This window comes from Belnapia sp. AC561, from assembly GCF_979252845.1.
Genome location: NZ_CEEDBP010000034.1, coordinates 41411 through 66106 on the forward strand (window position 1 = coordinate 41411; position 24696 = coordinate 66106).

32 protein-coding genes, 1 tRNA gene and 1 pseudogene are annotated in these 24696 nt (G+C 67.0%); 14 read left to right on the forward strand and 20 right to left on the reverse strand.

Annotated features, from left to right (window positions below; translation table 11 throughout):
- Positions 1–6: 6 nt before the first annotated feature.
- From AC0IW9_RS22985 to hrcA, 4 genes and pseudogenes are all read right to left on the reverse strand, one after another.
- The gene (locus AC0IW9_RS22985) at positions 7–1233 is read right to left on the reverse strand and encodes a c-type cytochrome (RefSeq protein WP_471650641.1); all 1227 of its coding nucleotides are present in this window, start codon (positions 1231–1233) and stop codon (positions 7–9) included.
- Positions 1233–2996, reverse strand: a complete 1764-nt coding sequence (locus AC0IW9_RS22990; RefSeq protein ID WP_471650642.1) for a GMC family oxidoreductase — start codon at positions 2994–2996, stop codon at positions 1233–1235. The genes AC0IW9_RS22985 and AC0IW9_RS22990 overlap by 1 nt, the downstream gene beginning before the upstream one ends.
- Positions 2993–3727 (reverse strand): gluconate 2-dehydrogenase subunit 3 family protein, encoded by a 735-nt coding sequence (locus AC0IW9_RS22995; protein WP_471650643.1) that lies wholly within the window; start codon positions 3725–3727, stop codon positions 2993–2995. The genes AC0IW9_RS22990 and AC0IW9_RS22995 overlap by 4 nt, the downstream gene beginning before the upstream one ends.
- Before the next feature lie 158 nt (positions 3728–3885).
- Positions 3886–4937: pseudogene (gene hrcA, locus AC0IW9_RS23000) on the reverse strand (heat-inducible transcriptional repressor HrcA).
- A 145-nt stretch (positions 4938–5082) separates the two neighbouring features.
- Between hrcA and rph the strand changes: the two are divergent.
- Together rph and AC0IW9_RS23010 are read left to right on the forward strand one after the other, a co-directional pair.
- Positions 5083–5841, forward strand: a complete 759-nt coding sequence (gene rph, locus AC0IW9_RS23005) for a ribonuclease PH (RefSeq protein WP_471650644.1) — start codon at positions 5083–5085, stop codon at positions 5839–5841.
- Positions 5841–6482 carry a non-canonical purine NTP pyrophosphatase gene (locus tag AC0IW9_RS23010; RefSeq protein WP_471650645.1) on the forward strand — a complete coding sequence of 214 codons (642 nt, stop codon included), beginning with the start codon at positions 5841–5843 and terminating at the stop codon, positions 6480–6482. The genes rph and AC0IW9_RS23010 overlap by 1 nt, the downstream gene beginning before the upstream one ends.
- A 36-nt stretch (positions 6483–6518) precedes the next feature.
- Here the strand turns inward: AC0IW9_RS23010 and AC0IW9_RS23015 are convergent, their stop codons facing one another.
- Positions 6519–6881 carry a hypothetical protein gene (locus AC0IW9_RS23015; RefSeq protein WP_471650646.1) on the reverse strand — a complete coding sequence of 121 codons (363 nt, stop codon included), beginning with the start codon at positions 6879–6881 and terminating at the stop codon, positions 6519–6521.
- Positions 6882–7029: 148 nt separating this feature from the next.
- Between AC0IW9_RS23015 and AC0IW9_RS23020 the strand changes: the two genes are divergently transcribed.
- The 5 genes from AC0IW9_RS23020 (at position 7030) to AC0IW9_RS23040 (ending at position 12215) form a co-directional block, all read left to right on the forward strand.
- A complete protein-coding gene (locus tag AC0IW9_RS23020) occupies positions 7030–7674 on the forward strand; it encodes a tetratricopeptide repeat protein (RefSeq protein ID WP_471650647.1) in 645 nt (214 codons plus the stop codon).
- Positions 7675–7688: 14 nt separating this feature from the next.
- Positions 7689–9032, forward strand: coding sequence for an outer membrane protein assembly factor BamB family protein (locus tag AC0IW9_RS23025; RefSeq protein ID WP_471650648.1), 1344 nt, complete (start codon positions 7689–7691; stop codon positions 9030–9032).
- An 88-nt stretch (positions 9033–9120) separates the two neighbouring features.
- Positions 9121–10464: a ribosome biogenesis GTPase Der gene (gene der / locus AC0IW9_RS23030; protein WP_471650649.1), complete on the forward strand. Its 1344-nt coding sequence runs from the start codon at positions 9121–9123 to the stop codon at positions 10462–10464.
- 106 nt (positions 10465–10570) lie between these two features.
- Positions 10571–10661 (forward strand) — tRNA-Ser (locus tag AC0IW9_RS23035).
- Positions 10662–10958: 297 nt separating this feature from the next.
- Positions 10959–12215, forward strand: a complete 1257-nt coding sequence (locus tag AC0IW9_RS23040) for an acyltransferase family protein (RefSeq protein WP_471650650.1) — start codon at positions 10959–10961, stop codon at positions 12213–12215.
- 101 nt (positions 12216–12316) lie between these two features.
- On the opposite strand, the gene AC0IW9_RS23045 is transcribed toward AC0IW9_RS23040, so the two are convergent.
- Positions 12317–13369: a family 16 glycosylhydrolase gene (locus tag AC0IW9_RS23045; RefSeq protein ID WP_471650651.1), complete on the reverse strand. Its 1053-nt coding sequence runs from the start codon at positions 13367–13369 to the stop codon at positions 12317–12319.
- A gap of 291 nt (positions 13370–13660) precedes the next feature.
- A complete protein-coding gene (locus AC0IW9_RS23050) occupies positions 13661–13867 on the reverse strand; it encodes a hypothetical protein (RefSeq protein WP_471650652.1) in 207 nt (68 codons plus the stop codon).
- Positions 13868–14340: 473 nt separating this feature from the next.
- Here AC0IW9_RS23050 and AC0IW9_RS23055 point away from each other — a divergent pair, with 473 nt between their 5' ends.
- A complete protein-coding gene (locus AC0IW9_RS23055) occupies positions 14341–14988 on the forward strand; it encodes a site-specific integrase (RefSeq protein WP_471650653.1) in 648 nt (215 codons plus the stop codon).
- 47 nt (positions 14989–15035) lie between these two features.
- Here AC0IW9_RS23055 and AC0IW9_RS23060 read toward each other — a convergent pair whose 3' ends face one another.
- Positions 15036–15467: a response regulator gene (locus AC0IW9_RS23060; protein WP_471650654.1), complete on the reverse strand. Its 432-nt coding sequence runs from the start codon at positions 15465–15467 to the stop codon at positions 15036–15038.
- Between the two features lie 664 nt (positions 15468–16131).
- Between AC0IW9_RS23060 and AC0IW9_RS23065 the strand changes: the two genes are divergently transcribed.
- Complete coding sequence (locus AC0IW9_RS23065) at positions 16132–16266, forward strand: hypothetical protein (RefSeq protein ID WP_471650655.1); 135 nt, start codon at positions 16132–16134, stop codon at positions 16264–16266.
- 26 nt (positions 16267–16292) lie between these two features.
- Here the strand turns inward: AC0IW9_RS23065 and AC0IW9_RS23070 are convergent, their stop codons facing one another.
- Positions 16293–16517: a hypothetical protein gene (locus AC0IW9_RS23070; protein WP_471650656.1), complete on the reverse strand. Its 225-nt coding sequence runs from the start codon at positions 16515–16517 to the stop codon at positions 16293–16295.
- Between the two features lie 190 nt (positions 16518–16707).
- Between AC0IW9_RS23070 and AC0IW9_RS23075 the strand changes: the two genes are divergently transcribed.
- Entirely contained in the window at positions 16708–16947 is a 240-nt protein-coding gene (locus tag AC0IW9_RS23075) for a DUF6894 family protein (protein ID WP_471650657.1), read from the forward strand.
- A gap of 28 nt (positions 16948–16975) precedes the next feature.
- Here the strand turns inward: AC0IW9_RS23075 and AC0IW9_RS23080 are convergent, their stop codons facing one another.
- From AC0IW9_RS23080 to AC0IW9_RS23105, 6 genes are all read right to left on the reverse strand, one after another.
- Positions 16976–17266, reverse strand: a complete 291-nt coding sequence (locus AC0IW9_RS23080) for a hypothetical protein (RefSeq protein WP_471650658.1) — start codon at positions 17264–17266, stop codon at positions 16976–16978.
- Positions 17263–17484, reverse strand: coding sequence for a hypothetical protein (locus AC0IW9_RS23085; RefSeq protein ID WP_471650659.1), 222 nt, complete (start codon positions 17482–17484; stop codon positions 17263–17265). Before AC0IW9_RS23085 ends, AC0IW9_RS23080 begins: the two co-directional genes overlap by 4 nt.
- 107 nt (positions 17485–17591) lie before the next feature.
- Positions 17592–17756, reverse strand: coding sequence for a hypothetical protein (locus AC0IW9_RS23090; protein WP_471650660.1), 165 nt, complete (start codon positions 17754–17756; stop codon positions 17592–17594).
- The gene (locus AC0IW9_RS23095; protein WP_471650661.1) at positions 17753–18163 is read right to left on the reverse strand and encodes a hypothetical protein; all 411 of its coding nucleotides are present in this window, start codon (positions 18161–18163) and stop codon (positions 17753–17755) included. Before AC0IW9_RS23095 ends, AC0IW9_RS23090 begins: the two co-directional genes overlap by 4 nt.
- Positions 18160–18387, reverse strand: coding sequence for a hypothetical protein (locus AC0IW9_RS23100; RefSeq protein WP_471650662.1), 228 nt, complete (start codon positions 18385–18387; stop codon positions 18160–18162). Before AC0IW9_RS23100 ends, AC0IW9_RS23095 begins: the two co-directional genes overlap by 4 nt.
- Positions 18384–18806, reverse strand: coding sequence for a hypothetical protein (locus AC0IW9_RS23105; protein WP_471650663.1), 423 nt, complete (start codon positions 18804–18806; stop codon positions 18384–18386). Before AC0IW9_RS23105 ends, AC0IW9_RS23100 begins: the two co-directional genes overlap by 4 nt.
- Positions 18807–19148: 342 nt before the next feature.
- On the opposite strand from AC0IW9_RS23105, the gene AC0IW9_RS23110 reads away from it, so the two are divergent.
- On the forward strand, positions 19149–19415 hold the full coding sequence (locus AC0IW9_RS23110; RefSeq protein WP_471650664.1) for a helix-turn-helix domain-containing protein: 267 nt from the start codon (positions 19149–19151) through the stop codon (positions 19413–19415).
- Positions 19416–19700: 285 nt separating this feature from the next.
- Entirely contained in the window at positions 19701–19991 is a 291-nt protein-coding gene (locus AC0IW9_RS23115) for a hypothetical protein (protein ID WP_471650665.1), read from the forward strand.
- A gap of 458 nt (positions 19992–20449) precedes the next feature.
- Here the strand turns inward: AC0IW9_RS23115 and AC0IW9_RS23120 are convergent, their stop codons facing one another.
- Positions 20450–20875 (reverse strand): response regulator, encoded by a 426-nt coding sequence (locus AC0IW9_RS23120; RefSeq protein ID WP_471650666.1) that lies wholly within the window; start codon positions 20873–20875, stop codon positions 20450–20452.
- 533 nt (positions 20876–21408) lie between these two features.
- On the opposite strand from AC0IW9_RS23120, the gene AC0IW9_RS23125 reads away from it, so the two are divergent.
- Positions 21409–21897: a GNAT family N-acetyltransferase gene (locus tag AC0IW9_RS23125; protein ID WP_471650667.1), complete on the forward strand. Its 489-nt coding sequence runs from the start codon at positions 21409–21411 to the stop codon at positions 21895–21897.
- Here the strand turns inward: AC0IW9_RS23125 and AC0IW9_RS23130 are convergent.
- From AC0IW9_RS23130 to AC0IW9_RS23140, 3 genes are read right to left on the reverse strand one after another with little or no spacing between them, the layout of a single operon-like run.
- Positions 21855–22061: a hypothetical protein gene (locus tag AC0IW9_RS23130; protein ID WP_471650668.1), complete on the reverse strand. Its 207-nt coding sequence runs from the start codon at positions 22059–22061 to the stop codon at positions 21855–21857. The genes AC0IW9_RS23125 and AC0IW9_RS23130 overlap by 43 nt on opposite strands.
- Positions 22061–22618 (reverse strand): hypothetical protein, encoded by a 558-nt coding sequence (locus AC0IW9_RS23135; protein WP_471650669.1) that lies wholly within the window; start codon positions 22616–22618, stop codon positions 22061–22063. Before AC0IW9_RS23135 ends, AC0IW9_RS23130 begins: the two co-directional genes overlap by 1 nt.
- Positions 22615–23370, reverse strand: a complete 756-nt coding sequence (locus AC0IW9_RS23140; protein ID WP_471650670.1) for a class I SAM-dependent methyltransferase — start codon at positions 23368–23370, stop codon at positions 22615–22617. The genes AC0IW9_RS23135 and AC0IW9_RS23140 overlap by 4 nt, the downstream gene beginning before the upstream one ends.
- A 479-nt stretch (positions 23371–23849) precedes the next feature.
- Here AC0IW9_RS23140 and AC0IW9_RS23145 point away from each other — a divergent pair, with 479 nt between their 5' ends.
- On the forward strand, positions 23850–24119 hold the full coding sequence (locus tag AC0IW9_RS23145; protein ID WP_471650671.1) for a hypothetical protein: 270 nt from the start codon (positions 23850–23852) through the stop codon (positions 24117–24119).
- 17 nt (positions 24120–24136) lie between these two features.
- Here the strand turns inward: AC0IW9_RS23145 and AC0IW9_RS23150 are convergent, their stop codons facing one another.
- Positions 24137–24496, reverse strand: coding sequence for a DUF4326 domain-containing protein (locus AC0IW9_RS23150; protein ID WP_471650672.1), 360 nt, complete (start codon positions 24494–24496; stop codon positions 24137–24139).
- Positions 24497–24696 lie beyond the last annotated feature (200 nt).

Below are 24696 nucleotides of genomic sequence, written 5' to 3' on the forward strand. Positions count from 1 at the left end.
TCTGGTTCAGCGCGGCGCGGCGGCGAGCATGCCGCGCAGCCGCGCGGCATCCGCAGGCACCGCAGCCGGGGCCTGGTTGCCCCAGCTGTTGCGGATATAGGTCACGACATCGGCGAGTTGCTGGTCGTCCAGCCGCCATCCGAAGGCCGGCATGCCGGGTCCGGTCGGCGCGCCATCCGTCGCCACGGCGCGGACGCCGCCGGCGACGATGCGCAACAGGGTCTCGCTTCCCGGCTGCTGCACGACCTGGCTTCCGGCCAGCACCGGGAACAGCCCGGCCACGCCCTGCCCGTCCCGCCGGTGGCAGGCCATGCAGTTGTCGACGTAGAGCGCCTCGCCCGCCCGCATCGCCGGGTCATCCGCGGCCAGGGCGGCCGGGGGTATGGGCGCCCCGGCCGGCTGGTCCTTGAGATAGACGGCGATGGCGCGCAAGTCCGGCTCCGTCATCAGGCTGGTGGAATAGCCGACCACCTCCGCCATCGGCCCGCTGGCGCGGCTGCGCGCGGTGGCGCCGGTGCGAAGGTACGCGATGATTTCTTCCACGGACCAGTTGCCCACTCCTTGACGGGCATCGCCGGTCAGGTTCGGCGCGAACCAGCCCTGCAGGGGACCGCCCTGGTAGGCGGCGCTGCTGTCGCCGCCGAGCGCGTTGCGCGCGGTATGGCAGGCGCCGCAATGGCCGAGGCCCTCCACCAGATAGGCGCCGCGGTTCCATTCCTCGGACCGGTCGCCGCGCGGCTCGAAGCGGCCCGGCGTGAAGAACAGCATGTTCCAGCCACGCATGATGGTGCGGATGCTGAAGGGGAAGGGCAGCGTGTCGCGGTCCACCGCGTTGCGCACCGGCGGCAGGGTGCGGAGGAAGGCGTAGATATCCGCCACGTCGCGGCCGCTGACCTTGGTGTACCAGGGATAGGGAAAGGCGGGATACAACCGGCTGCCGTCCGGACGCTGGCCGTCATGCATGGCGCGGGCGAAATCCGCCTCGGTCCAGTTGCCGATTCCGGTATCCGCATCCGGCGTCAGGTTCGGCGCATTGATCAGCCCGAAGGGCGTCTCGATCCCCCGCCCGCCCGCATACTGGCCGGCCGGGCCGGTGTGGCAGGCGATGCAGTCGCCGACGGTGGCGAGGTAGCGGCCGTTCAGGATGCTGGTGACATCCGCGCTATCGGCGAAAGCCGGCGGTGCCGCCAGCAGCAGCGCGAAGACCAGACCGCGCATGGAAAACCTGGGCATCAGGCCGACACCAGCGGGCCAGGGTTCTTCAGGTAGCGGTCGCGGATCGCATCCAGCGCCCAATAGGCCAAGGCGCCCACCGTGCCGGTCGGGTTGTAGCCGGCATTCTGCGGGAAGAGGGAAGCCCCGGAGACGAAGACGTTCGGCACGTCCCAGCACTGGGTATAGCGATTGACCACGCTGGTCTTCGGATCGTCGCCCATCACCGTGCCGCCGGTATTGTGCGTGGTCTGGTAGGGCACGATGGAATAATGCCCCTCCCGATAGACCGGGTTGATCGACTTGGCCCCCATGGCGCGGGCGATCTCCGCCGCGCGGTCCGTGCAATGGCGCGACATCTTCAGCTCGTTCTCGTGGAAGTCGAAGGTCAGCCGCAACAGCGGCAAGCCATGCGCATCCTTGTAGGTGGGATCGAGGTCGAGGTAGCTGCCGCGGTAGCTCATCACGCTGCCATGGGTGCCGACCGTCGCGGTGCGGTTGTAGCTGGCCGCCGTCGCCTTCTTCCAGGCACTGCCCCAGCGCGGCGTGCCGGGCGGCGTCGGCCGCGCGCTGATCGGCCGCGCATTGGTCGCATAGGCCGAGAGATAGGCGCCGCCGACGAAGCCATGCGGCCCGTGGTCGAAATTGTCGCCGTTCAGGTCGTCGGCGATCATCCCATGCGCCCCGGCCCCGGCCCAGAGGTTCATCTCCCCCTGGTCGAAGAAGGCATTCACCGCCGAGGTGGTCTGATAGGCGTAGTTGCGCCCGACCACGCCCTCGTTCCTCACGGGGTCATAGGGCTGGCCGATGCCCGAGAGCAGCAGCAGCCGGGTGTTGAACAGCCCATAGGCGCAGACCAGGACGAGATCCGCCGGCTGTTCCCATTCCTCGCCCTGCAGGTCGACATAGGTGACGCCCGTCGCCCGCTTGCGGTCCGGCGTCAGGTTCACCCGCGTCACCTGGCAATCGGTGCGGCCCTCGAAGCCCGGATGGCGGATCAGCGCCGGCAGCACGCAGGTCTGCGGGCTGGCCTTGCTGTAGTTGCCGCAGCCGAAGCGCTCGCAGAAACCGCAATAGGTGCAGGGCGCCAGCCGCATGCCATAGGGATTGGTATAGGCCTGCGAGAGATTGCCCGAGGGGCAGGGAAAGGGATGCAGCCCGAGTTCCGCCGCGGCCTTGCCGAACATCGTCGGCGCCTGGCCCTGGCGCATCGGCGGCGTCGGATAGTCGCGCTGCCGGGCACCCTCGAAGGGATTGCCGCCCGGCTGGATCTCGCCCCGCAGGTTGCCCGCCTTGCCCGAGGTGCCGCAGATCTGCTCGAAGCGGTCGTAGTAGGGCTCGAGGTCCTCGTAGCTGACCGGCCAGTCCTGGATGGTATTCTCCGGCGGCAGGAAATCGGCGCCGTAGCGCGCGACCGTCGCGCTGCGCGCCTTGAAGTCCCAGGGCAGGAAGCGCCAAGTCTGCCCGTTCCAGTGCACGCCCGAGCCGCCGACGCCGTTGCCGAGCAGGAAGCTGCCCATCTTGCGGATCGGCAGCGCGGTTTCGGCCTGGGTATTGCGGAAGGTCAGCGTCTCCTGCGCCGGGCGCAGGAAGATGTCGTGCCGGATGGCGTTGCGCAGCTCGTCCGGCGCCACGTTGGGCGGGAAGTCGGTCGGCGTGTCGCGCCAGGGGCCGCGCTCGATCGCCACCACGTCGAGCCCGGCGCGGCACAGTTCCAGCGCCATGATCGAGCCGGTCCAGCCGAGGCCGACGACCACGACATCCTTGCGTGGCAAGCGTTTCATCGGGACCACTCCGGCCGGCCGGTGAGCGCCACCGGCGGCATCATGTATCGCTGGTTTGGCCGCTCGAGCACGTCGCGGTAGTCGTAGCGGGTGCCGGGGAAGCCGAGCAGCCGCCAGCCGCACATATCCTTGTTGCCGCCATAGATCGGGTCGGCGAAGAAACCCTCAGTCATGTTGGTCAGCAGCAGCTCGAAGAAGGCCTTGCCGTCGGCGCCCTCGATCGGGACCTCGCCCTTCTCCAGCGCGGTCAGGGCGGCATCCTGCTGCTCCGGCGCCAGCGCCTCGAAGCGGCGGCCGCCGAAGCTGCGGGTACAGTAGCCGGCGAAGGCATCGAGCCCCTTGCGGTACTGCGCCGCCGGCGGGTCCTCCCCCTGCATCCCCTGCTGCGGCGTGCCATGGGCGAAGGGCGGCCGCATGTACAACCATTCGCTGCGGCCATAGGGACCGGCGAGCTGGCGGTCGATGAAGACGGCGCATCCCGCCTCCCGCCCACCCGGGCCGAGGTCGTCGGCCGGGATCAGCCGGTCGGCGATGGCCTCGACCAGCGCCGCCTCGCCGGCGGTGAAGAAGACCCAGGGGCCGGGGACGACGCGCGGCGGCGGATAGGCCTCGTTCACGGACCAGGGCAGGGCTTCGCGGAGGGTACGCCCGGTGGCACCCCCGACAGCTCCCAGGCCGAACAGGGCGGAAGCAGCCAGCAAGGCACGGCGACGAGTCGGTGGGCTCGGCATGCAAGGTCCTCGGCTACGCCCGGAAGCGAGGCCGGGGCGGTGATGTCCAGAGGTAGCCGAGGCACAAAGCACGGCAGGCCCGGCCGTTCCCGCATGGGTGCACATGGCCGGGATTTTAGTCGGGTCGGGGCGGCCGGATGCGCCGCCCGCCGGTCGTCTCAGCCGAGCAGCCGGCCGATCACCCGGGCGGTATAATCCACCACCGGGATCACCCGGCCGTAGTTGATCCGGGTCGGGCCGATCACCCCGATGGCGCCGACGATCTTCTCCTGGCCGTTGCGGAACGGCGCCACCACCATAGACAGCCCGGCGCTGTCGAAGAGTCCGCTCTCGGCGCCGATGAAGATCTGCACGCCCTCGCCGCGCTGCGCCAGCTCCAGCAGCCGCAGCACCGTCTCCTGCGCCTCCAGCCGCTCGAACAGCGCCTGGATCTCGCCGACGCGGGAGGCCTGGTCGAGGTTCTGCAGCAGCTTGGCCTGGCCGCGGATGATCAGGCTGCCGCCGCCGCCGCCGGCCCAGGTGGCCAGCCCCGCCTCCACCACCTGGTTGGTCAGGGCATCGAGCGCGGTGCGGTTGGCGGTGATCTCCCCGGCCACACTCAGCTTGGCCTCGTCCAGCGACCGGCCGGCGAGGCGGGCATTCAGGTAGTTGCTGGCCTGGGTCAGCGCCGACGGTGGCAGCCCGGCCGGCACCTCGATCACCCGGTTCTCCACCCGCCCATCGGCGGTGACCAGCACCACCAGGGCGCGGCCCGGGCCGAGGCCGACGAATTCGATATGCCGGACCAGCCCCTCGGATTTCGGCGCCACCACCAGCCCGGCGGCACCGGCCAGGCCGGACAGCATCTGCCCCGCCTCGGCCAGGGTTTCCTGCATGGACCGGCCGGAAGCGGCGCAGCGGGCGGCGATATCGGCCCGCTCCTCCTCCCCCAGGTCGCCGAATTCCAGCAGCCCGTCGACGAAAAGCCGCAGGCCGCGCTCGGTCGGCAGCCGCCCGGCCGAGGTATGCGGCGCATAGAGCAGCCCCGCCTCCTCGAGGTCGGCCATCACGTTGCGGATGGAGGCCGGCGAAAGCCCCAGCGGCAGGCGGCGCGACAGGGTGCGGGAGCCGACGGGTTCGCCCGTGGTCACATAGATCTCGACCAGCTCGCGCAGGATGGTGGCGCTGCGGCTGTCGAGGCCGGCGAAGGCGGCACCCAAGGTCGCCCCAAGGGGTGCTTTCGGCGGGAACATTCTCGGCGGAAATCCTTGATTATCCACCATATGAGGGTAGGGAGCGGGGGCGGGTCCGTCAATGATCCGCCGTGCGGCCCTATCCCCTCGCCTTCGCCGGCCGCGCCATGATACCCAGCGCGCATGACCAGCCCCATGCCCCGTCCCGTGGCCCGGCCCCTGCAACGCCCCTCGGGCCGCACCGCCGATGCCCTCCGCGCCGTCCAGCTCGAACCCGGCGTCGCGCGGCATGCGGAAGGCTCCTGCCGCATCCGCATGGGCGATACGGAAGTGCTCTGCACCGCCTCCGTCGAGGGCCGCGTGCCGTCTTTCCTGCGCGGCACCGGCCAGGGCTGGGTCACCGCCGAATACGGCATGCTGCCCCGCGCCACCCATACCCGCGGCGACCGCGAGGCGGCGCGCGGCAAGCAATCCGGCCGCACCCAGGAGATCCAGCGGCTGATCGGCCGGTCCCTGCGCGCCGTCACCGACCTCAAGGCCATGGGCGAGATGTCGATCACCGTCGATTGCGACGTGCTGACCGCCGATGGCGGCACCCGCTGCGCCAGCATCACCGGCGCCTGGGTCGCGCTGCACCTGGCCTTCCGCCACTGCATGACGATGAATGTCCTGACCGCCGTGCCGCTGCGCGACCAGGTTGCCGCCGTCTCCTGCGGCCTTTGGCAGGGCGCCGCCGTGCTCGACCTCGACTATGCCGAGGACAGCAAGGCGCAGACGGATGCCAATTTCATCCTCACCGGCCGCGGCGGCATCGTCGAGGTGCAGGCGACTGCCGAGGGCGAGCCCTTCTCGGAGGCGCAATTGGCCGAGCTTCTGGCGCTGGCGCGGCACGGCACCGATGCGCTGTTCCGCCAGCAGCGCGCCGCCGTAGGGCTCGGCTGATGGCGGCCCCCGCCCCTGGCCCCACCCCTGGCCCCACCCATCGCAGGCTCGCCGCCGGCCGCCTCGTGCTGGCCACCCACAATGCCGGCAAGCTGCGCGAGGTCGCCGCCCTGCTCGCCCCCTATGGCATGGAGGTGGTCTCGGTCGGCGCCCTCGGCCTGCCGGAGCCGGCGGAAACCGAGGACAGCTTCCTCGGCAATGCCGGCATCAAGGCGCTGGCCGCGGCCCACGCCGCCGGCCTGCCCGCGCTCGCCGACGACAGCGGCTTCTCCGTCGCCGCGCTCGGCGGCGACCCCGGGGTGCGCACGGCGGATTGGGCGGAACTGCCCGGCGGCGGCCGCGACTATGCCATGGCCATGGCCAAGGTCGCCGCACTCGCCGAGCCCTTCCCCGATCGCCGCGCCTGGTTCAGCTGCGCCCTGGTCCTCGCCTGGCCCGATGGCCATGTCGAAGGCTTCGAGGGCAAGGTGCAGGGCACCTGGGTCTTCCCGCCCCGCGGCGCGCGCGGCTTCGGCTACGACCCGATGTTCATCCCCGAGGGCCTGACCGAGACCTTCGGCGAGATGGACCCCGCGGCGAAACACGCGATGAGCCACCGCGCCCGCGCCTTCGCCCTGCTCTCGGCCGCCTGCCTGGACTAGGCTGCGCCGCACTGGGCTGCGCCGCCGGGCCCGGGCCTACCAGAGCGCCGGCCAGCGCCGGGTCCGATGCGCCTCCTGCACCGCCGAAAGCCCGGCCGGTCCATCCGCCACGCCGCGCCGGCCGGTGACCGGCTCCGCCCAGCAATCCACCCGGCCGAGGCTGCGGGTGCAGAAGGGCGGCGGGCCGGGCGGCGCCTCCTCCGGCCGGCAATAGCTCATGCCACGGTCCAGCCGGACCACCGAGCAGTCCCGCCCGCTGACCACCGAGACCAGCGCATCCACCGGCGTCCGGCCGATCACCGCCACCGAGCCGCCTGCCACAGCCGCCCCGGCGGCGACGCCGGTGGGGTCGCAGGCGGCCAGCAGCAGCAGCATGGGGACGAGGATCGGGCGGCGCATCCCGCCCGGATACACGGCGCGGGCTTAACGCCCCGCGAAGGGGCTGCTATGGACCGCGGCCCGGCCGGCTTCGGAACCGGCCTTCCGCTCACCCACCTTGGGTGTCCATTTGGCGCGGACCCGCCGCGGTTCGCTTAGGGGTTACCGCGTGGCCGACATCTTCGACGAGGTGCAGGAAGACCTCCGCGCCGAGCGCATGAATCGCCTGCTGGCCCGCTACGGCGGCCTGTTCTTCGGCGTGATGCTGCTGGTGGTGGCCGGCGTCGCCGGGCTGCAGGGCTGGCGCTGGTGGCAGGCCCGCACCGCCAGCGAGGTGGCGGAACGCTACCTGGCGGTGAACAAGGCCGCGGCCGAGCCCGGCGCCGATGGCAAGGTCGCCGCCGAGGGCTTCGCCGGCATTGCCGCGGCGGCCCCGCCGGGCTACCGCACCCTCGCCCGGCTGCGTGCCGCGGCGCTGAAGGCCGAGGGCGGCGATCGCGCCGGGGCCCTGGCGCTTTGGGAGGAAGTCGCCCGCGATGATGCCATCGAGCCGATCTACCGGGACCTGGCCACGGTGATGTGGGGCCTGCATTCCCTGGGCGACGGCGACCCGGCGGCCATCGAGGCGCGGCTGAAGCCGCTGGCCGAGGGGCCCTGGAAGGCTTCCGTGCAGGAGATAAGGGCGCTGGCCGCCATCCGGCGCGGCGCGACCGAGGAGGCCCGGGGGCTGCTGACGGCGCTGGCGGCGGATGCCACCGCGCCCCAGGGCACGCGCGACCGGGCGGGAAAATTGCTGGCGGGGCTTGGCAGCTGATGCGGGAGAACGGCGTGCGACGCCTGACGCGAAGGACCGCCCTGCTGGGCGGCATGGGCCTGCTGGCCGGCTGCGACACCATCACCGAAACCTTCGATTCCTGGTTCGGCGAGCGCAAGGTGCCGCTGCGCGGCGAAAGGCGCCCGGTCCTCACGGTCGATCGGCCGCTGGATATCGATGAGGGCAACCAGGTGCCGGTCACCCTGCCCCCGCCCGCGCTCAACCCCGAATGGGCCCAGGCCGGCGGCACCATCAGCCATGCGCCGGGCCATCCGGCACTCGGCCTGCGGCTCGGCCAGGCCTGGCGGACCTCGGTCGGCACCGGCTCGGCCTATCGCCGCCGGCTGATCTCCCCGCCGGTCATCGCCGATGGCGCCGTCTATGCGGTGGATGCGCTGGGCGAGGTGACGGCGCTGACCGCGCTCGACGGCCGCCGCCGCTGGTCCTTCGACAGCCGGCGCGAGACCGACCGGGACGGCGGCCTCAGCGGCGGCCTCGCCTATGCCGGCGGCACCCTCTATCTGGCGACCGGCCTCGCCGAGGTCATCGCCCTCGACCCCGCCGACGGCAAGCCGCGCTGGCGGGTGGACCTGCCCGCCCCGGCGCGCGGCGGGATGACCGTGGCGGAGGGGCGGATCTTCGTCACCACCACGGAGAACCACCTGCTGGCGCTGTCCACCGAGGATGGCCGCAAGCTCTGGACCTATCGCGGCCAGCCGACCGTCACCATGGCGCTCGGCCTGCCGGCGCCGGCGGTGGAGGGCGATATCGTCGTCACCGGCTTCGCCTCCGGCGAGCTGGCGGCGGTGCGGGCCAGCGACGGCCGCGCCCTCTGGAGCGAGACGCTCACCTCCTCCCGCGGCGGCGGTCTCGCCGATATCGCCGCCATCACCGCCCTGCCGGTGATCGACCGCGGCCGGGTCTATGCCAGCGGCCTCGGCGGCATCACCATCGCGCTCGACCTGCGCTCCGGCCGCCGGCTCTGGGAACGGGACGTGGCCGCGGCCGATACCCCCTGGGTGCTCGGCGACTGGGTCTTCCTGCTGACCACCGGGGCCGAGCTCGCCTGCCTGGGCCGCGAGGATGGCCGGGTCCGCTGGATCCGCTCCCTCGGCCGCTTCAAGAACGAGGAGAAGCGGCGCGACCCGATCAATTGGGCGACGCCGGTGCTGGCCGGCGGCCGGCTGCTGGTCGGCAACAGCAATGCCGAGCTGGTCGAGATCGACCCGGCCGACGGCGAGATCGCCGGGCGGGTGAAGCTGCCGGATGGCGTGGTGCTGCAGCCGGCGGTCGCCGGGGGCGTGCTCTATGTCCTCTGCGAGGATGCGACGGTCGCCGCCATCCAGGGCGCCGCCTGACGCAGGGCCAAGGCTTAAGCCGGGCCAAGCCAGGCCAAGCCAAGCCAAGCCACGGGACAGCGGGGCGGGAATGGAGTAGGGAGCGCGGATGCTCCCCACTCTCGTCATCCTCGGCCGGCCCAACGTGGGCAAGTCCAGCCTCTTCAACCGGCTGGTCGGCCGCAAGATCGCCATCGTCGACGACACCCCCGGCGTCACCCGCGACCGCAAGGAAGCCGAGGCCCGGGTCGGCGGCCGCGATATCCGCATCCTCGATACCGCGGGGCTGGAGGAGGCCGCGCCGGAGACGGTGCAGGGCCGCATGCGCGCCAGCTCCGAGGCCGCGCTGCGGGAGGCCGACGTGGCCCTGTTCGTGGTCGATGTCCGCACCGGCTTGACCCCGGCCGACCGCGCCTTCGCCCAGTGGCTGCGCCGCCAGCACACCCCCGTCCTGCTCGTCGCCAACAAGACCGAGGGCCGCTTCGGCGGCCAGGCGGCGATGGAGGCCTATGAGCTGGGGCTCGGCGACCCGATCCCCGTCTCGGCCGAGCATGGCGACGGCATGGGCGAGCTGCACGAGGCCATCCGCGAGGCCCTGCCGGCCGAGGGCGATGAGGTCGCCGGCGATGCCGAGCGGCCGCTGCGGCTCGCCATCATCGGCCGCCCCAATGCCGGCAAGTCCACCCTGCTGAATGCCCTGACCGGCGAGGAGCGGATGATCACCGGGCCGGAGCCGGGGCTGACCCGGGATTCCGTCGCGGTGCAATGGACCGACGAGACCGGCGCCCTGGTCCGGCTGGTGGATACCGCCGGCCTGCGCAAGAAGGCGCGGATCGAGCAGAACCTCGAGAAGATGTCGGCCGCGGCCTCGATCGCCGCGCTGAAGGAATGCGAGATCGCCATCCTGGTGGTCGATGCCCTGCTGGGCATGGACGAGCAGGAGCTGCGCCTCGCCCGGCTGGCCGAGCGCGAGGGCCGGGCGGTGGTGATCGCCTTCAACAAATGGGATGCGGTCGAGGAGCGGGAGGCGACCCGGCGCCGGCTGGAGGATACGCTGACGGCCAGCCTGGCGCAGATGCGCGGCATCAAGGTGGTGCCGATCTCGGCCAAGACCGGCCGCGGCGTCGAGAAGCTGATGCCGGCGGTGCGCGAGGTCTATGCCCTGTGGAACCGCCGCATCCCGACCGGCGAGCTGAACCGCTGGTTCGAGACCATGATGACCCGGCATCCACCGCCGCTGTCGGAGGGCCGCCGGATCAAGCTGCGCTACGCGACCATGCCCAAGGCCCGGCCGCCCACGGTGACGGTCTTCGGGACGCGCGCGGAGCAGCTGCCGGAGGATTACCGCCGCTATCTGGTGAACGGCTTCCGCGAGGCCTTCGCCATGCCCGGCGTGCCGGTCCGGCTGCAGCTGCGGGGCACGACGAATCCCTATGCCGATGAGGATAAGTAGGCGAATTCAGGCCTGAGGCGGGTTGCCCCGGAAGGGGCGCTTGATTATGGTCCGCCGCCCTTAGGGGGGCCTGCCACGGTGTTGGCGGGGACCCTGCGGGACCGATGGACAGGTGGCCGAGCGGTCGAAGGCGCGCGCCTGGAAAGTGCGTATACGTCAAAAGCGTATCGTGGGTTCGAATCCCACCCTGTCCGCCAGTTGCCTAGGTCTTGCGCGGGTATTTCCGTCCTTCTATCCATGACCCACAAATCGGTCCACAAGGCGGCGTTAGTGAGATCCGCTGCAGTCTAAAAAACGCTCAAGGCGTAAGCAGCAACTGCGCGTCACGTATGGACGCGGCAGACGATCGGCATCATTGGCTTGCTCCCTCATCCGCCTGCCGATCTGGATCCTGGCAAGAGAGCTAAGCCCCCTAACTAGCGTAGTTGCGAAACCACCTCGCGTAGCCCAGTCTATAACTGCAAAGTGTTTGCTGCGAACTAAGGTGAGCAACGGTGAGTAAGAGCGCTGACGACCGACTAGATGCCATCTATAAAACGCCGCTCCGAGGAAACAGCTCATCTGAGCGCTCGTTGCCTGCTTCTGACGCAGCCAGCCAGAACGGACGCATCTTGTTTGCTGCTTGCTTGCGTGGGCTCGCAGCCGGTGTCGTCCTGGCATCGCACTACCTTGACGTTTTTTGGACCGAAACCAAAATTGTAGGTGACCTGATTGGCGCTCCACCTCTTATTTCTGAGGCTCAGCCCTGGTTCGTCGAGTTGGTCGCGCTGTTGCCCAAGCATTCTATGGGGCAGTTCGGAGTGGCTCTGTTCTTCCTGGTCAGCGGCTTCGTAGTGCCCTTCGGGCTGCTCGGGCGGAGGCGGAGCGAATTCTTGATTGCGCGGCTTTTTCGGATTTGGCCTACCTATGCCGTCGGCTTCTGCCTGACGCTCTTGTCGGTGGCTGCCTGCGCCGCCTGGTATGGCCAGCCGCCACCTCTGAGCCTTGGAGCGGTAGGCGCGCACCTCCTATTCATCCGCGATCTGCTTTGGCTGCCCTCGATCGACGGCATCGTCTGGACACTTGAGATCGAGGTAAAGTTTTATCTGCTTTGTGCTCTCATTGCGCCATCCCTGCGCCGGGGAGCATTGGGAATGCTACTGGTTTTTGGAGCCCTCTCGGCGCTCCTCACCATTGGCGCGTCCCATATGCCGTCATGGCTGACCGCGGGCGACCCGGCGCACACGTTGCTCTATGTCGCAACTTTCGACGGACAGATGATATGCTTCATGCTGATCGGGACGGTGTTCTGCGCGGCGCAGCGGCGCTTAGTGGGTCCAGGTATGGCGGCGATGGCCGTGACGGTGTTGCTCGCAGCGCATGCAGTGCAATGGCCTCTCGGGTTAGGCCGGGACATCGCCTCCTCCGGCCTAATCGCTTATTTCGCCGCACTGTCGATCTTCGCCCTGTGCTTCGCCGGCCAGAAAGCCTTCCAAAAGGCGCCGCGCGTAGTGATGTGGCTGGCAGACATCAGCTACCCACTTTATGTCGTTCACGGCATTCCCGGCTACGCCTTGCTACGAGTGCTGCTTGATCAGGACTTTTCTCCCGGCGTAGCAATCCTGGCGACGACGGGACTGGCTCTTGCATTATCCTGGCTTATCCACAGGACGGTCGAGCTGCCGACCCAGGCATTTGGGAAATCCGTCGCTCGCTGGTATGCCAAGCGATCTAACGTGGCCCACGCCGTCGCAACCACTTCGCCTGGCTGACCACTGCTTAGCAGCGGCAGCAACTTGGCCAGCCGCAGCCTGCTGCCGCGTGGCGGGTCTATACGCAGCGGCGGCCGCAGGTGACGTTCTACGATATTAAATCAACCAAACAAATCGTAGGTCGTCGCGTCCGGCACGTAAAATCCCACGCCCTCATATCGGAAATTCGGCAGCGTGTCTTGGATGGTGTTTCGTTCCAGCACTGAAGACGTGTAGAAATGCACGCCCGTATTTGTGTTGTAGAAGCGAAACACCTCCGTCAGGCCTGTGCCACCATGGTCAGAAGCGAAGAAGCCCACACCCTCGTAGCGCAGCAAACCTGAATTCAAGACAGCGTCACGCTCCGCCACGTTCGCTGTGAAGAAGTGCGTTTTCATTTCCGTATTGTAGAAACGGAAGACGGGATCGGCGCCCGGCTGCTCAGCGAGTGCTGTAAAAGCCACCCCCTCGTCACGGAAATCCGGGAGCGAACTCTTGATGATGTCGCGCTCGCTTGGCGATGGCGTGAAGAAGTGGCCGCCGGTGGCGGTGTTGTAGAAGCGATAAATCAAGGGATTGATCGGCGCAATCTGCAAGCTCGGTGCAGCCTCAACAAGCGGGACGTAGTCGATATCGGTTACCGTCATTGACGTGGCGTAGCTGGTATTCAGCCACCCGATGACATTGTTCATGCCCCCGTGGTCGTAATCGAGCGGTACGTACTGTGTCGTCGTCCACTGCGTAGCGCCGTCGACCAAATACGTCATATGCCCCGGCTCCCAGACCAGCTTGAACTCATGGAAGACGCCGGTCAGCACGTCGTCATAAATCTGCGTTGCAGCATGGTCCCCGTTGTCGTTCCAATGCAGCGCACCGTAGATGCGTCCGGTACCGTCATTGGTCACTTCCGCCAAATTTACCTCTTGGCCTGGCCATTTGTTGTCGCCTGGCCAAAGGATAATTGCAGGTCCGGGAACATTGCCCTCCATCTTCGCGTGGGTTGTGTAAGTGCCGTATCCCTGGCCGGATCTATTGCTGACGGCCTGCTGCATCAGCCCCGCCGGACCACGCAACGTCACCTGACCTGGGGTGCTTGCATCCACGTTCCAATTGTCAGTGAAGCCACCAATGCCGTTGTCAAAGCTTTCATGCAAAGGGACGTTGGTGGATGCCACTGATCTCTGTCCTCAAACTGTTTGAAAGGGGCTAGGAGCATAGTGGGCACACTTTCCTGTAGCACCATAGGGCGCCCCCTGGTTCACCGCGGGTCAGGGCTTCGCGCTAGACGGGAGGTTCCACAGAAATCATAGCCCCTGCGAGAACCACCACAGAGGCTGACAGATTGGATTAGGATGGCGTCCAGTTCTTCCTGCTAAGGCAATAACGAGACGCCATACGGCGGCGGCTTCCTACACCAAGCCCAAGGGCACAATCGCGATCGAGCCAGCGGAGCGGGTTTGGTGGGTTCACTGGTGCGCGGGGAGCAGTTGAAGAGGCGGCTGCAGCATGTCGCTCAGCACCACGACTTCAGATGCCCATGCATCCGTGAGTGGCTGGAGATATCCCGCTATCAGCCACTGCTCCCATTCGGTGTGCCATTGCGCCACCTCAGGCACCTGTCCACCGATACTGATCCAGTAGAAGCCTGCTTCGCGGTCATCGGGCCCGGTCATGTGCGCCTCCAGGCGGGGAGACATGCAGCAAACAGGCCAGGGCTAATGCCAGGGCAGCTAAGGCAGGTAGTAAGTCGAGATCGAGGTGAGTTCGAAATGGGTGGCTTTTATCGACTTTAGATTGATGTTTTCTCCGGATCGTAAAGCCGGAGCGAGATGTGCGGTTGGTCTTGGCGTTGGCGGCAGCGGTCGTCATTCATTTCCCTGCCCTGTCTGAAGCGCCGACCCAAGGCGCTTCAGCTATTCGACGACTGATAATCGAGGAGAGCATCGCCGACTACCAAGCATCCGGCCGGCCATGCGCATGCCCTTATAACTCGGCTCGCAATGGCTCGGCCTGTGGTGGGCGTAGCGCATACAATCGTCCGGGCGGCGCCGCCCCCCTTTGTTATCCGGGCGACGTCTCAGACGGCATGGTGTCCGAATGGCGGCGGACGCACCGATAGCCGCTGCAGATCCTTTACTCTGCCTCATTGGTCAGGCGGCGTTGGCTTGATCGCTTCAGCCATTCCGGCGTCACCCCGGCCGCATCGCACCAGGTCCGGCGGGATGCGGTCGCCGAGCTTGCGAAGGTCTTCGGCCCCCGGGCGCTGCGGGATCGGGCCTTGTTGCTGGTCGGCTTCGCTGCAGCCCTCCGCCGGTCCGAGCTGGTGGCAATCGACGCGGAGGACGTGCAGCAGGTGGCGGATGGCATCGTCATCACCCTGCGGCGCCGCAAGACGGATCAGGAGGGCCGCGGGACCGAGATCGCCATCCCCTTCGGCCAGTTGGAACGTACCTGCCCGGTCCTTACCCTGCGGGCTTGGATGAAGGCGGCAGGCATCACCACCGGCCCGCTGTTCGTCTCGGTCTCCCGCCATGGCGCGATCGGCTCGGCCAGGCTCTCGCCGATCGACGTGGCCCGGGCGGTGAAGGCGGCCATGGGCGCGGCCGACTATGATCCGGCGCTGTTCTCCGGCCATAGCCTCCGCTCCGGCTTCATCACCAGCGCAGCACGGGCAGGGGTGGCGGAGCGCGTTATCCAGAACCAGTCCGGCCATCGCAGCCTGCCGGTCCTGCGGGGCTATATCCGCCGCGGCAGCCTGTTCATCGACAACGCGGCGGGGAAGGTCGGATTATAGGCCACCAAACGGGATGCAGCCTTGGGCGCCGGGACTGAATGGCGGCGTTAGATCTGGTCTTCCTTCCTCTCGCGGCGTGTAAGCCGGGCGGCGAGGTATCGGGGGTGGAGAACATCCCAAACTGCAGCAGCAAGCTGGTCGACATGTGCCGGCTTGTGCAGGCGGATCGTCGGGCCTCCTAGTCCCCGCAGATCGGCTTGCTCGGCATCGTGGGCGTAGCCCGTCACCACCACGATTGGCAGCTCCGGAGACTGGCTTCGGAGGAAGGCGATGATGCGCTGACCGGCGATGTCTTTCGCCAGCAATAGGTCCACGACGGCGACCGCCAGCTCTTTGCCGGCTTGCGCCTTGGCAGCTTCTTCCGTGGCAACCCAGACGGTCTCGAAACCTTCAGCCAGAAGCAGATCATCCATGACAAGGGCGATCATGGCTTCGTCCTCGACAATCAAGGCGACCAAAGGTGCTGCGTCGAGCTTCATGTTGTGCCCATTGCCAATGGCCGCTGGCAGCCGATCGTTTCCCACAACCAATATAGAAATTAATATATTGGTTTAGCAACGCTTAGTGCTGCCACCGCCATTGGCCTGTGCCGAATAGCAGCAGCCAGGACGAGCCAGCGCTGGGCGCCCCCGGCGGTCCGCTCAACCCGGCAATGGCGACTGGCTCCCCGCATCGGCCGCAGCGCATCTTGGGGATTGCCTCGGCCCAGGTCATGCCAGCCGGAACCACCCGGACGAGACCCGTGACGGGGCGGTGCTGCACTGGGCAGGAGCCGGCGCACTGAACGTCCAGCCGCCAGGGCCGGGCGGGGTCGGCGAAATCTGCCACCGGTTGGCGCATCGCCTCCCGGCCGCGCCGAACAGCCTCGGGCTCATCCTCTGCCATGGGGGGCATCATACACCACAACCCGGAGTTATGGGGTGCCCTGCATATCTCCCCTGCTCGGCGAGGCGGGTAGGTGATACGACGTTGTCGGTCCCGCTCCCGCCCCCGCCTGTATAACGGAGGGCGTTGGTGCGTAGGTGCGGCTGGCGTTTACCGCCTCCGCATCACCGGGACCGCCTCGCTCTTAGGAAGTAAAACCTCTCTGTTATTCATCTATAAGTTGAGCGCATGATCGGCATCTAACTGCAGGGTGCAGCCATGTCCGACATGATCGAAGCCGCTTTGCCGATCCGCCACTTGCATGGAGCGGAGCAGGTCAGCTGGCCGCGTTACATCCTCAACTCCGCCATGGGGATTGCCGTGTTCGGCGTCATGCTCTGGCTGGCCAGATGAAGCCACTTATCGGGATCAGGTGACTGTTAGAGGTCATTGTTGGCTGGCGCCAGCTCGGCATCGCATTGCGACGGAGGGTTCAAGCAGGCGCTGAGCACCCGCACCTCGATGCCGACCTCGTCGGTCAGCGGCTGCGTCCTACCGGCCAAAAGCCAGGCGGCCCATTCGGCATGCCACTGCGCCACCTCGGCCGCCTGACCATTGATGCTGATCCAGTAGAAGCCGGGTTCGCGGTCATCGGGGTCGATCATAGGCCGCCTCACCAAGTCCCAACATCAAGACTGTTTCGGAGGGATTAAGGCTGGCTCAGGGGTTGATGCAATACCGAAAAAAGCGCGTCGAAACAACGCAGCACGGCATTATCCACCAGAAGCGCCCGTCAACGCTTGACGGTGTCCGCTTTCGTACCGCGCTGCAGCAATCACTGGCTAAGCTCTTCGTATGACCCATTTTTTCTTGAACAGTCGCAACAAGACTGAGACTTACCTTGATCCTGAGGGAGCTGACTTTCCAGACTTACCGGCTGCTGTAGATGAAGCAGCCGGAGCGGCCCGGGACATCATGGCGAGTGACCTGCGCTCTGGGCCGATGGAGGCCGACCGCGCCATCGACGTGGCGGGGGATGACGGGCAGGTCCTGGCCACAGTCGACTTTCACGACTGCCTCTATCGGTCCTCTTAGCGAGGCTCACCGCGTCGGCGATGCGTGGTTATGCCCGCAAACGCCTGTTGATGGTGGCCAGGCGGCGGGCCAGCCATTCCGGGGACACCCCGGCAGCCTCGCACCAGGCGCGGCGGGAGGCGGCCCATTCCCCCGCCGGCTCGGTCAGGAAGCGCAGGGCTTCGCGCTGCTCATCCTCCACCGGCCGGCAGTGGGTTCGGGCCCGGCCGCGGGGGATAGGGGCGCTGGTGGCGTCCAGAATGGCCAGCTCGATAACGCGGAGGGCGAGCACGCGCCCGCCCTCCGCCTCTGTGCCGGCTATGCCAGCGGCTTCGCTCACGTCTCGGCCGTCCAATCGGCTGGCGGCGCCGCGGTGTCATCGGCGCTGGTGGCATCGGCCTCGCCGGTGATGAACCCCATGATGGTACGGGCTTCCTCCACCAGCGCCGCAGCCCGGCCCGCGCTGGGCTTGGCGGGGCAGGCGGAAATCAGCGCCAGCACCACCCGGACCCGCAGGTCGCGGGCGGTGCCCAGGGTAGCCCCTTGTTCGGTCATCATGCCGCGGGCTCCGGCGCCAGGTGGTGGCCCTGGGCGGTCATGCGATCGGACGCCAGCACTGCCAGACGCAGCCGATCGGCCGGGGGGGAGGCAGGATAGGGCGCCCATCACTTCGGCAGCCCCAGCAGCTTCCGCGGCAGCGGGCAGCCCTCCGCCGGCGGCCCCGCCTTCACGGCAAACAGGCAGCCGCTGCACGCCTTGGGGCAACTGCGGCAGGGGCTTTCATTCACGGGGCCTGGGATGCGGAAGGGCGAGACGCGAAGGGGGCTCATGCCTGCGCCCCCACCGTATGCGGCATCAGTCGGGCGAGGTCGGCCGCCAGGCTCTCGGCCAAGGCATCCTCGCAATACATCAGCGCGCCACCGTGCTGCGGCTGGAGGCTCCAACAAAGGCGCCCGGCCTTGGCGGCGATGCCGAGCAAGCCCACCGCCGGGATATCGGCCATGGCACCGATCAGGGTGGTGATGCGTTCCGAAGCGGCCCGCTCATCGTCTCGTCTGTCGTCGTCCTCCAAGCCGACCAGGGCGTTGTATTCGCCCTCGGCCTGGCGGAGATCGGCAGCCAGCGCCACCAGATGGGCATCATGGCCAGCTGCTGCTGCCGAGGTGGTGCCCGACACCAGCCCGAGTGCTGGCACCGCCACCAAGCCGCCCAGCAGGGCGCGGCGAGGGGCGCTCATGCCTCACCCGTCGGGCGGGCGGCGGCATCCTCAGCCGCGCAGTGCAGGATCTCGGCGCGATCCAATAGAGCGTCGGCGATGAACGCCAGTAGCCTCGGCGCCGAGGCGGCAACCCCGGGCTCATTCTGGCCAATCCGGGTCGCCACCAGGCGCACCAGCAGGGCGCCTGCCCCGACGTAGTCAGCAGCCACGTCGATATCGGCCGCGGAGGGGGAGAGGGTCATGCCGCACCGCCAGTCAGCCGCAGCAGATCGTGCAACAGCTCCCAGGCCATGTGTGCGGCCGCGGTGCCTTCATGGGTGTCGGGACCGTGGGGGTTCCGCGTCTCAGCCAGGGCAGCCAGCGCCTTGGCGCGCATGCCCTCCAGCGTCATCGGCCGGGCATCATGGATGGCGTCGCGGGACCGCACATAAGGCGCCGATGCAGGGCAATCGTCGAAGTCCAGACGCGATGCGTTCACCGCGGCGACCAGCGCCGGGTGCCGATTGCAGAGAGCGATCAACTCGGCATCGGGGCCAGGGGGAAGGGACGATGCCAGCGGAGCCGCAGCAGCAGCCCCAGGCAGAACAGCGGCGCCAAGTAACATGGCGCGGCGGCTTGATCTTCTTCTGTCGGCGTCCGTGGTATGGGCGTGGGTAGCCATGACTTGCTCCTGCATAGCGGGTTGCGGTTAGGCCGGGCCGCGGGGCTCCACCCCCACAGCTCGGCCGCTTCTGCCCAGGCAAAGGGTGTCCAGACTGCGGACACCCCTTCCCGCCGGGCGCGGGGTTCGGGATCAGGCGGCCGGGTCAGCGCAGAGGCGCGACGGGGCCGCCGAGGTGTCTTCTGGCTGATAGGCTGGGCATGGGTGTCCGTAGCGAGGGCAGACTGGCGCCAGGGGAGGAAGACCCTACCTAGTGCGACCAAAAAGGTTGTAGTCAACCTCTAAGGGACTATCAACCCCTATGCGTTGCCCACGACTAAAAAGTTTGCTATCGTCCACCTTATGGCTGACATAACACCGAGCACATCCCGCGCTGCACGCGGGCTATTGGATTGGACGCAGCGGCAGCTGGCCCAAGCGGCTGGCGTTGGCCTGTCTACCGTCAAAGGGTTCGAGAACGGCACCTCGACGCCGATACGAAACAACCTTGAGGCACTGCGCCGAGCACTCGAAGCCGCCGGTGTTGAGTTCATCGCCGAGAACGGCGGCGGGGCTGGCGTGCGGCTGAAGCATCCGGCCATGCCCGCACAAGCTTCCGTGGATCAGTAATGGCGCTGGCCCCTACCTTCCCGCCGGCGTCGTCGCCCACCCCATCATGGGTGAAGGAGTGCCAGTACATCGAGGGCGACAAGGTGACGCCCGAGGCGATGTGCAGAAGGCCGGTGCAAGCCGGCAGCGTGTATTGCCCAGAGCATCACGCGCGCTGCTTCGTGGCGATCAGGCCGCGGTAGTCGGCGGCAGTGGCAGAGTAGGCTGCCAAGCGTCAGATATATTGCCCTGGTGATAAGACAGCATCAGTATGCCTCCCAACAAGATCACCATGGGGAGGTGCGTATGGCCGACAAAGTTGAGCCATCCGTCATGCTGCAGCGCATTGCGTCTACTGGTGATCCACTGGCTAGGCATCAGCGTGAAATCATAGGCGATGCCGTCCGCATCCATATTCCGTTGCGGGATGTCGTCAGCCTGAGGAACGTAGCAGTCTACCTTCGGACCCTGGCAGGCATCCTCGACACCCTCAGCCGGGATACCAAGCGGCAGGATTTCGAGGTTCTGTTTGATGCGCGAAGCCGGATCAAGCTCGCTGATAGGGCCATTCGTGAGGGGTGGCCAACAAGCGGATGATCTCTGCATAGCGGTAGGCTGCGATCAGGTCGGTACGTCCCTACACCTTGGTATCGGCGGTCCTGATCATTTCAATAAGGTTGAACTAGACGCTGACCTTTAAGCAGCCCGCCGCACAACCCGCACCAACTCTGGGTTGAGCCAGGGAGACAGACGATTTTCCAGATGCTTGCCGGGATGTAGGGCGAGGGTGAACTGCCCGGCTGCCATGCACCTCGCCTGCTCGGCGGTTTCGGCCAGAATTTCGCATGGCGCAGCTTGCCAGCTGAGCTGCCAAGCCGGATCGGTAGCCGCTGCCGGCAACGGATATAGCTGAAAACGAGACACAATCTTACTTTCGATGCATTGCAGTTCAACCTAGGGGCGCCATTTCAGTGAGTAAATAAACTTATCTGCGATAATTGAGACGTTTGCTTAATGCGGTAGCGCGGGCGGATGCGCCTTCAGTCCAGCCTAGACTAGAGGCCCGTCGCAAATGCTATCTCCGCCCCTACAGGCCTAGGCCGAGCAGAATGCAGGTGCCGCTTCTGCTCATTCATCGCGACGACCGCCGCCACCAGGAAGCTGGGGTAGAAGGGCTTCAGAAAGACCTTTTCCCAGGCGCCAAACGTGTGGCCATCAAGGATTTCAGGGCTGCCGGTTGCGTAGATGACCCGCAGGTTGGGCAGTAGCCGCTTGGCTTGATGCGCCAGGGCGATGCCGTTGTCGCCGGGACCCAGGTCGAGGTCAGTGACTAGGATGTCGATAGCTTGGTCAGGCTCGTTAAGGATCCTCAGAGCTTCGTTGGAATTCCCTGCGTCGAAGACCTGGAGGCCAGCTTCCTCGAAGATATCAGCAAGCGTGAGGCGGATCACGGGATCATCTTCAACCAGCAGCACAGCCATTGGTGGCCTCCTGTCGGGCCTGCACAACCCGAGGAGGACACTGTGCAACTGTTTGATCGATTTGTGGCACCACGGGACAGCGCATACGAAAACTTTACCCGCATAGGTTGCGAAATACGCCAATGCCACCGCAGTTTGAAGAGATGCTCTGTCTCGGCAGACGCTGACGAGGGATGCCGATCTCGGGGAGGGTAGCGGCAGAAGTGTCCGACCCCCGGGCACTTACTGGACGCCCGACTGCCTGCGTCGCAACCTCGCCTCGCCTGCAGCTCGGCGCCCGAGGTAGCATCCGCACTGCGGACGATACCCTCATCACTCCAAAGGGTATCGATAGTATCGACCCCCCTTGCGTCGTAGGCGCTGGGTTTCCGCTCCCCGATTTGGGGGAGCGGAGATCAGCTAGCGGCTTTGCCCGGTGTCCGAGCCGCAGGCCCCGGCCCGCCGCTCCAGCGCCAGCTCCGCCAGCACGCCGGACCTCACACTACCTCCCGCTGACCGTTGTCGCGGGAATGGGGCCGATCTAGAGGAGCGATATGCTCATCCGATCAGTCCGCTCCGAAGACCGTGCCTCCATCTGGTCAATCATTGGGCCAGTCATCCATGCGGGTGAGACCTACACCCTAGATCCGAACATCAGCGAAGCCGACGCCTGGACCTACTGGCAGGGGACCGACAAGGAGACCTTTGTCGCCGAGCAGGACGGGGAGGTCGTCGGAACCTACTACATGCGCCCCAATCAAGCTGGCGGCGGCGCGCACGTCTGCAACTGCGGCTATATGACCAGCGGCACCGCGGTAGGGCGAGGCGTGGCTCGGGAGATGTGCAGGCACTCCCTCGATCACGCTAGGGCGCGCGGATACCGCGCCATGCAGTTCAACTTCGTTGTCAGCACCAACGAGCGGGCAGTCCGTCTATGGCACGCGATGGGGTTTGAGACCGTTGGCCGCCTTCCCCTCGCATTCAATCACCCAACCCACGGCTACGTGGACGCGCTTGTTCTATTCCAAGCTTTGTCCCGCTGATTGATTGCCATCTCCGCCAGCACCCCGGACACGCTCACCCGGCCGCCCTGCCGCGCCGCCCGGTCCACCGCCATCTGCCGCAGCAGCTGGTGGACCGCACGGGGGATGCGGATGGCGGTGGTGACGTAGGCGCCCGAGGCGCTGGCCTCATTCGTCCGCGGCATCACGACTTCATCCCCCCGTCACTGCCCCACCAGGCGGAGCCTTCCTCGGTCGGCTGCTGTCCGCTCTGGTTCCTGGACCGCTTGTAGCCGTCTGCCAGGCCGTTGAAGGCTGCCGCCACGATCGACCATGGCGATGCCTCGGCGATCGGCGGCGGGAGGTCCACCGGCCCGCTTTGGTTGGCGTAGGGGGCGGGGCCCTGCGGCTGCTGCTGACCGGCCAGCAGTTGCGCCATCAGCTGCCGGTGTTGGTCGTTGGCCTTCCGGCGCTGCAGCATCCAATCCAGGTCGGGCATACCGGCGTAGGGCTGCGGCGCTGGGGGCGTCGCCGGCGCCATGCCAGGCGCCCCATCGGGCATCCCGCCAGGAAGCCCACCAGGAAGCCCACCAGGAAGCCCACCAGGAAGCGGGTATTTGTCGCCGCCGCCCAGGCCGGTCCCGCCATCCTCGTAATGCTTGGGGGGCGTGTCCTGGTACTGCGTCGGCATCCCCGATGGCTTGGGCTTCGTCGGGTAGTCATAGGAGCCTGGCAGGGGGGTGGCGTAGGGGTTGCCGATCATGGCGCGGGGCCTTCCACAGTGACGGGGGCGGGGGTGATTTCGGGCTGCGCCATCGCCTTGGCGTCAGCCTTCCGAACCAGCTTCCAGACAACCGGCCGGAGGTCGGCAAAGATCGCGTCATGCAAGGCGGGGTCATGCGCGAACAGGGCCCGCATCTGCGCGCCATCCGCGGCCGGGGCCAGGAACAGATCCAGCGCGAAGCCGGTGGCCTCGCACATGGCCAGCAGCTCCGCCACGGGATAGGCGCGGGCGTGCAAGTGCTGCTCAAACAGGGCGTTGTCGCCGCCGGTTCGGATCATCTCGTACAGGAACAGGAACCCGCCAGGCTTCACCACCCGGGCGGCCTCGGCCAGCGCCGCGGGGTGGTCGGCATGGCAGAGGGCCCAGGAGAACAGCACGCCATCAACCGAGCCCGACGCCAGCGGGATTGCGTGCATGTCGCCCAGCACCGGCAGGAAGCCCGGCCCGGTGGGGGCGTGGCGCATCTGTGCGGCAACCCGGTTCAGCAGGATGAACGACAGGTCCGGCCGCTGCAGCCGCATCAGCCGCGCCACCTCGCCGAAGCCGCACCCGGCATCCAGCACGGTATCGCCCAGCGCCGGGGCCATCATGCCCAGCAGCACCGCCACATGCCCGGCATCGGTCGGCGCCATGCGGTAGCCCTGCAGCACCCTCAGCCCGGCACCATGCGCCGCCGGCGATACCGCCTCCAGCACGGGAAACAGGTTGATGGCGGGGCTGTCCAAAGGCATCGCGGCATGGCCCTATGTGATGCCACATCATACCAACGATCTGGCATAAGCCATAGTTATATCAACGGGTTTAGCTATTTTTTCCCTGCTCAGGCAACGGGGTTTGGAGGCGCTGGCATGAAGGATCGTTCGATGCGGCTACTTGCTGTGGTCGCAGCCTTGATGCTCGGCGGGCACGCCGCGTTGGCTGAACTTCCGCCCATTACTGATGCGGACGTTGACGCGACCCGCAGAGTAGCGGCGAGGGCGGTGCTGATGTGCTCTGTCCGCGGCTCACAGCCAACCGACGATAATTGGAACGGCTGCATGTTCCAATCGATCACGGACATAATCTTGGCGAACCTCGCTCGCCGCCAAGCTAACCCGGCTCCCGCACCTCGACCGCGATATTGACCAGCAACGGGTCAATGTCGCGCAGCATGGCATCCAGCGCCGGCAGCAGCCTCGCCATGGCCTTGGCCTGCCGGTATCACCCGGCCATGCCTGATAGCCCCGCCCAGCCGGCCGCAGCGCCAGCCGATGCCGCCTGCGACGAGCCCGAGGAAACCGCCCAGCGCGGCCCCTGGGGCGGCTCCACCTTCATCTACCGCGGCACCCGCATCGAATGCCTGCCGGGCAACCACGTCTGCGGGCTGTTCATGGCCGAACACCCCCTCAGCGGCAGCTCATTCGGCGCACCTGGCACTATCGCGCCGCTGGTCGATCTCTGGCACGAGCGCCAGCAGCTGCCGGGCTACATGCGGCGGTAGAACAAGACGCTCAAGCCTCAGGCTGCCTCGCAACGTATGCCGGGATTGGCGATCTCGAGCAGCACATCGACATGGCAAGGGGTCGGCGGCTTGCACCAGCAGGCTAGGTTCCAGCCGCGTAACTGCTCCCGGACCAGTGGGACCTGCGGCTGTATCCATTCTTCGAAGTACATCAGGGAGAGCTCACGGGCATCAGCCTCGCTCCCCAAACGAACTACCCTGCCGCAGCGGGTATCCTGGATGTACCAATTCGCCTCGTCCGATCGGACCACCCAGGGATTGCCCCAGCGGGTAGGGCGGCTGACCACCTTGGTATGGGGTGGGATCCTCGCACCAGGCGATTGCTGACGGTGGATGCGCAGGGGCTGGACGGCCATGACTTCTCCCGCCTGAGGCGAAGTCGCAAGCGTATACGTTACCCTTGCGCGCACAATCCATAGTTGTTTTACCGAAGCAGTTACGACGCAACACGTTGCGGCCGAGTTCTACTCAACTGCCTATCTCATTCTTTATACAATAATCCTCTTTGACGCCTATGCGTGTCGTGTTATCAACCTTTAGACGATAGAGCGGGCCA

What these genes read in the sequence shown, in the direction of transcription:
- AC0IW9_RS23050 (WP_471650652.1), bottom strand. Translation starts at nt 13,867, where the DNA reads ATGACCGGGCCCGATGACCGCGAAGCAGGCTTCTACTGGATCAGTATC.
- AC0IW9_RS23105 (WP_471650663.1), bottom strand. Translation starts at nt 18,806, where the DNA reads ATGGCTACCCACGCCCATACCACGGACGCCGACAGAAGAAGATCAAGC.
- AC0IW9_RS23060 (WP_471650654.1), bottom strand. Translation starts at nt 15,467, where the DNA reads ATGAAGCTCGACGCAGCACCTTTGGTCGCCTTGATTGTCGAGGACGAA.
- AC0IW9_RS22985 (WP_471650641.1), bottom strand. Translation starts at nt 1,233, where the DNA reads ATGCCCAGGTTTTCCATGCGCGGTCTGGTCTTCGCGCTGCTGCTGGCG.
- AC0IW9_RS23125 (WP_471650667.1), top strand. Translation starts at nt 21,409, where the DNA reads ATGCTCATCCGATCAGTCCGCTCCGAAGACCGTGCCTCCATCTGGTCA.
- AC0IW9_RS23010 (WP_471650645.1), top strand. Translation starts at nt 5,841, where the DNA reads ATGGCGGCCCCCGCCCCTGGCCCCACCCCTGGCCCCACCCATCGCAGG.
- AC0IW9_RS22990 (WP_471650642.1), bottom strand. Translation starts at nt 2,996, where the DNA reads ATGAAACGCTTGCCACGCAAGGATGTCGTGGTCGTCGGCCTCGGCTGG.
- AC0IW9_RS23100 (WP_471650662.1), bottom strand. Translation starts at nt 18,387, where the DNA reads ATGACCCTCTCCCCCTCCGCGGCCGATATCGACGTGGCTGCTGACTAC.
- AC0IW9_RS23130 (WP_471650668.1), bottom strand. Translation starts at nt 22,061, where the DNA reads ATGCCGCGGACGAATGAGGCCAGCGCCTCGGGCGCCTACGTCACCACC.
- AC0IW9_RS22995 (WP_471650643.1), bottom strand. Translation starts at nt 3,727, where the DNA reads ATGCCGAGCCCACCGACTCGTCGCCGTGCCTTGCTGGCTGCTTCCGCC.
- AC0IW9_RS23115 (WP_471650665.1), top strand. Translation starts at nt 19,701, where the DNA reads ATGGCCGACAAAGTTGAGCCATCCGTCATGCTGCAGCGCATTGCGTCT.
- rph (WP_471650644.1), top strand. Translation starts at nt 5,083, where the DNA reads ATGACCAGCCCCATGCCCCGTCCCGTGGCCCGGCCCCTGCAACGCCCC.
- AC0IW9_RS23140 (WP_471650670.1), bottom strand. Translation starts at nt 23,370, where the DNA reads ATGCCTTTGGACAGCCCCGCCATCAACCTGTTTCCCGTGCTGGAGGCG.
- AC0IW9_RS23075 (WP_471650657.1), top strand. Translation starts at nt 16,708, where the DNA reads ATGACCCATTTTTTCTTGAACAGTCGCAACAAGACTGAGACTTACCTT.
- der (WP_471650649.1), top strand. Translation starts at nt 9,121, where the DNA reads ATGCTCCCCACTCTCGTCATCCTCGGCCGGCCCAACGTGGGCAAGTCC.
- AC0IW9_RS23135 (WP_471650669.1), bottom strand. Translation starts at nt 22,618, where the DNA reads ATGATCGGCAACCCCTACGCCACCCCCCTGCCAGGCTCCTATGACTAC.
- AC0IW9_RS23065 (WP_471650655.1), top strand. Translation starts at nt 16,132, where the DNA reads ATGTCCGACATGATCGAAGCCGCTTTGCCGATCCGCCACTTGCATGGA.
- AC0IW9_RS23085 (WP_471650659.1), bottom strand. Translation starts at nt 17,484, where the DNA reads ATGATGACCGAACAAGGGGCTACCCTGGGCACCGCCCGCGACCTGCGG.
- AC0IW9_RS23145 (WP_471650671.1), top strand. Translation starts at nt 23,850, where the DNA reads ATGCCTGATAGCCCCGCCCAGCCGGCCGCAGCGCCAGCCGATGCCGCC.
- AC0IW9_RS23070 (WP_471650656.1), bottom strand. Translation starts at nt 16,517, where the DNA reads ATGATCGACCCCGATGACCGCGAACCCGGCTTCTACTGGATCAGCATC.
- AC0IW9_RS23015 (WP_471650646.1), bottom strand. Translation starts at nt 6,881, where the DNA reads ATGCGCCGCCCGATCCTCGTCCCCATGCTGCTGCTGCTGGCCGCCTGC.
- AC0IW9_RS23120 (WP_471650666.1), bottom strand. Translation starts at nt 20,875, where the DNA reads ATGGCTGTGCTGCTGGTTGAAGATGATCCCGTGATCCGCCTCACGCTT.
- AC0IW9_RS23090 (WP_471650660.1), bottom strand. Translation starts at nt 17,756, where the DNA reads ATGAGCCCCCTTCGCGTCTCGCCCTTCCGCATCCCAGGCCCCGTGAAT.
- AC0IW9_RS23095 (WP_471650661.1), bottom strand. Translation starts at nt 18,163, where the DNA reads ATGAGCGCCCCTCGCCGCGCCCTGCTGGGCGGCTTGGTGGCGGTGCCA.
- AC0IW9_RS23110 (WP_471650664.1), top strand. Translation starts at nt 19,149, where the DNA reads ATGGCTGACATAACACCGAGCACATCCCGCGCTGCACGCGGGCTATTG.
- AC0IW9_RS23150 (WP_471650672.1), bottom strand. Translation starts at nt 24,496, where the DNA reads ATGGCCGTCCAGCCCCTGCGCATCCACCGTCAGCAATCGCCTGGTGCG.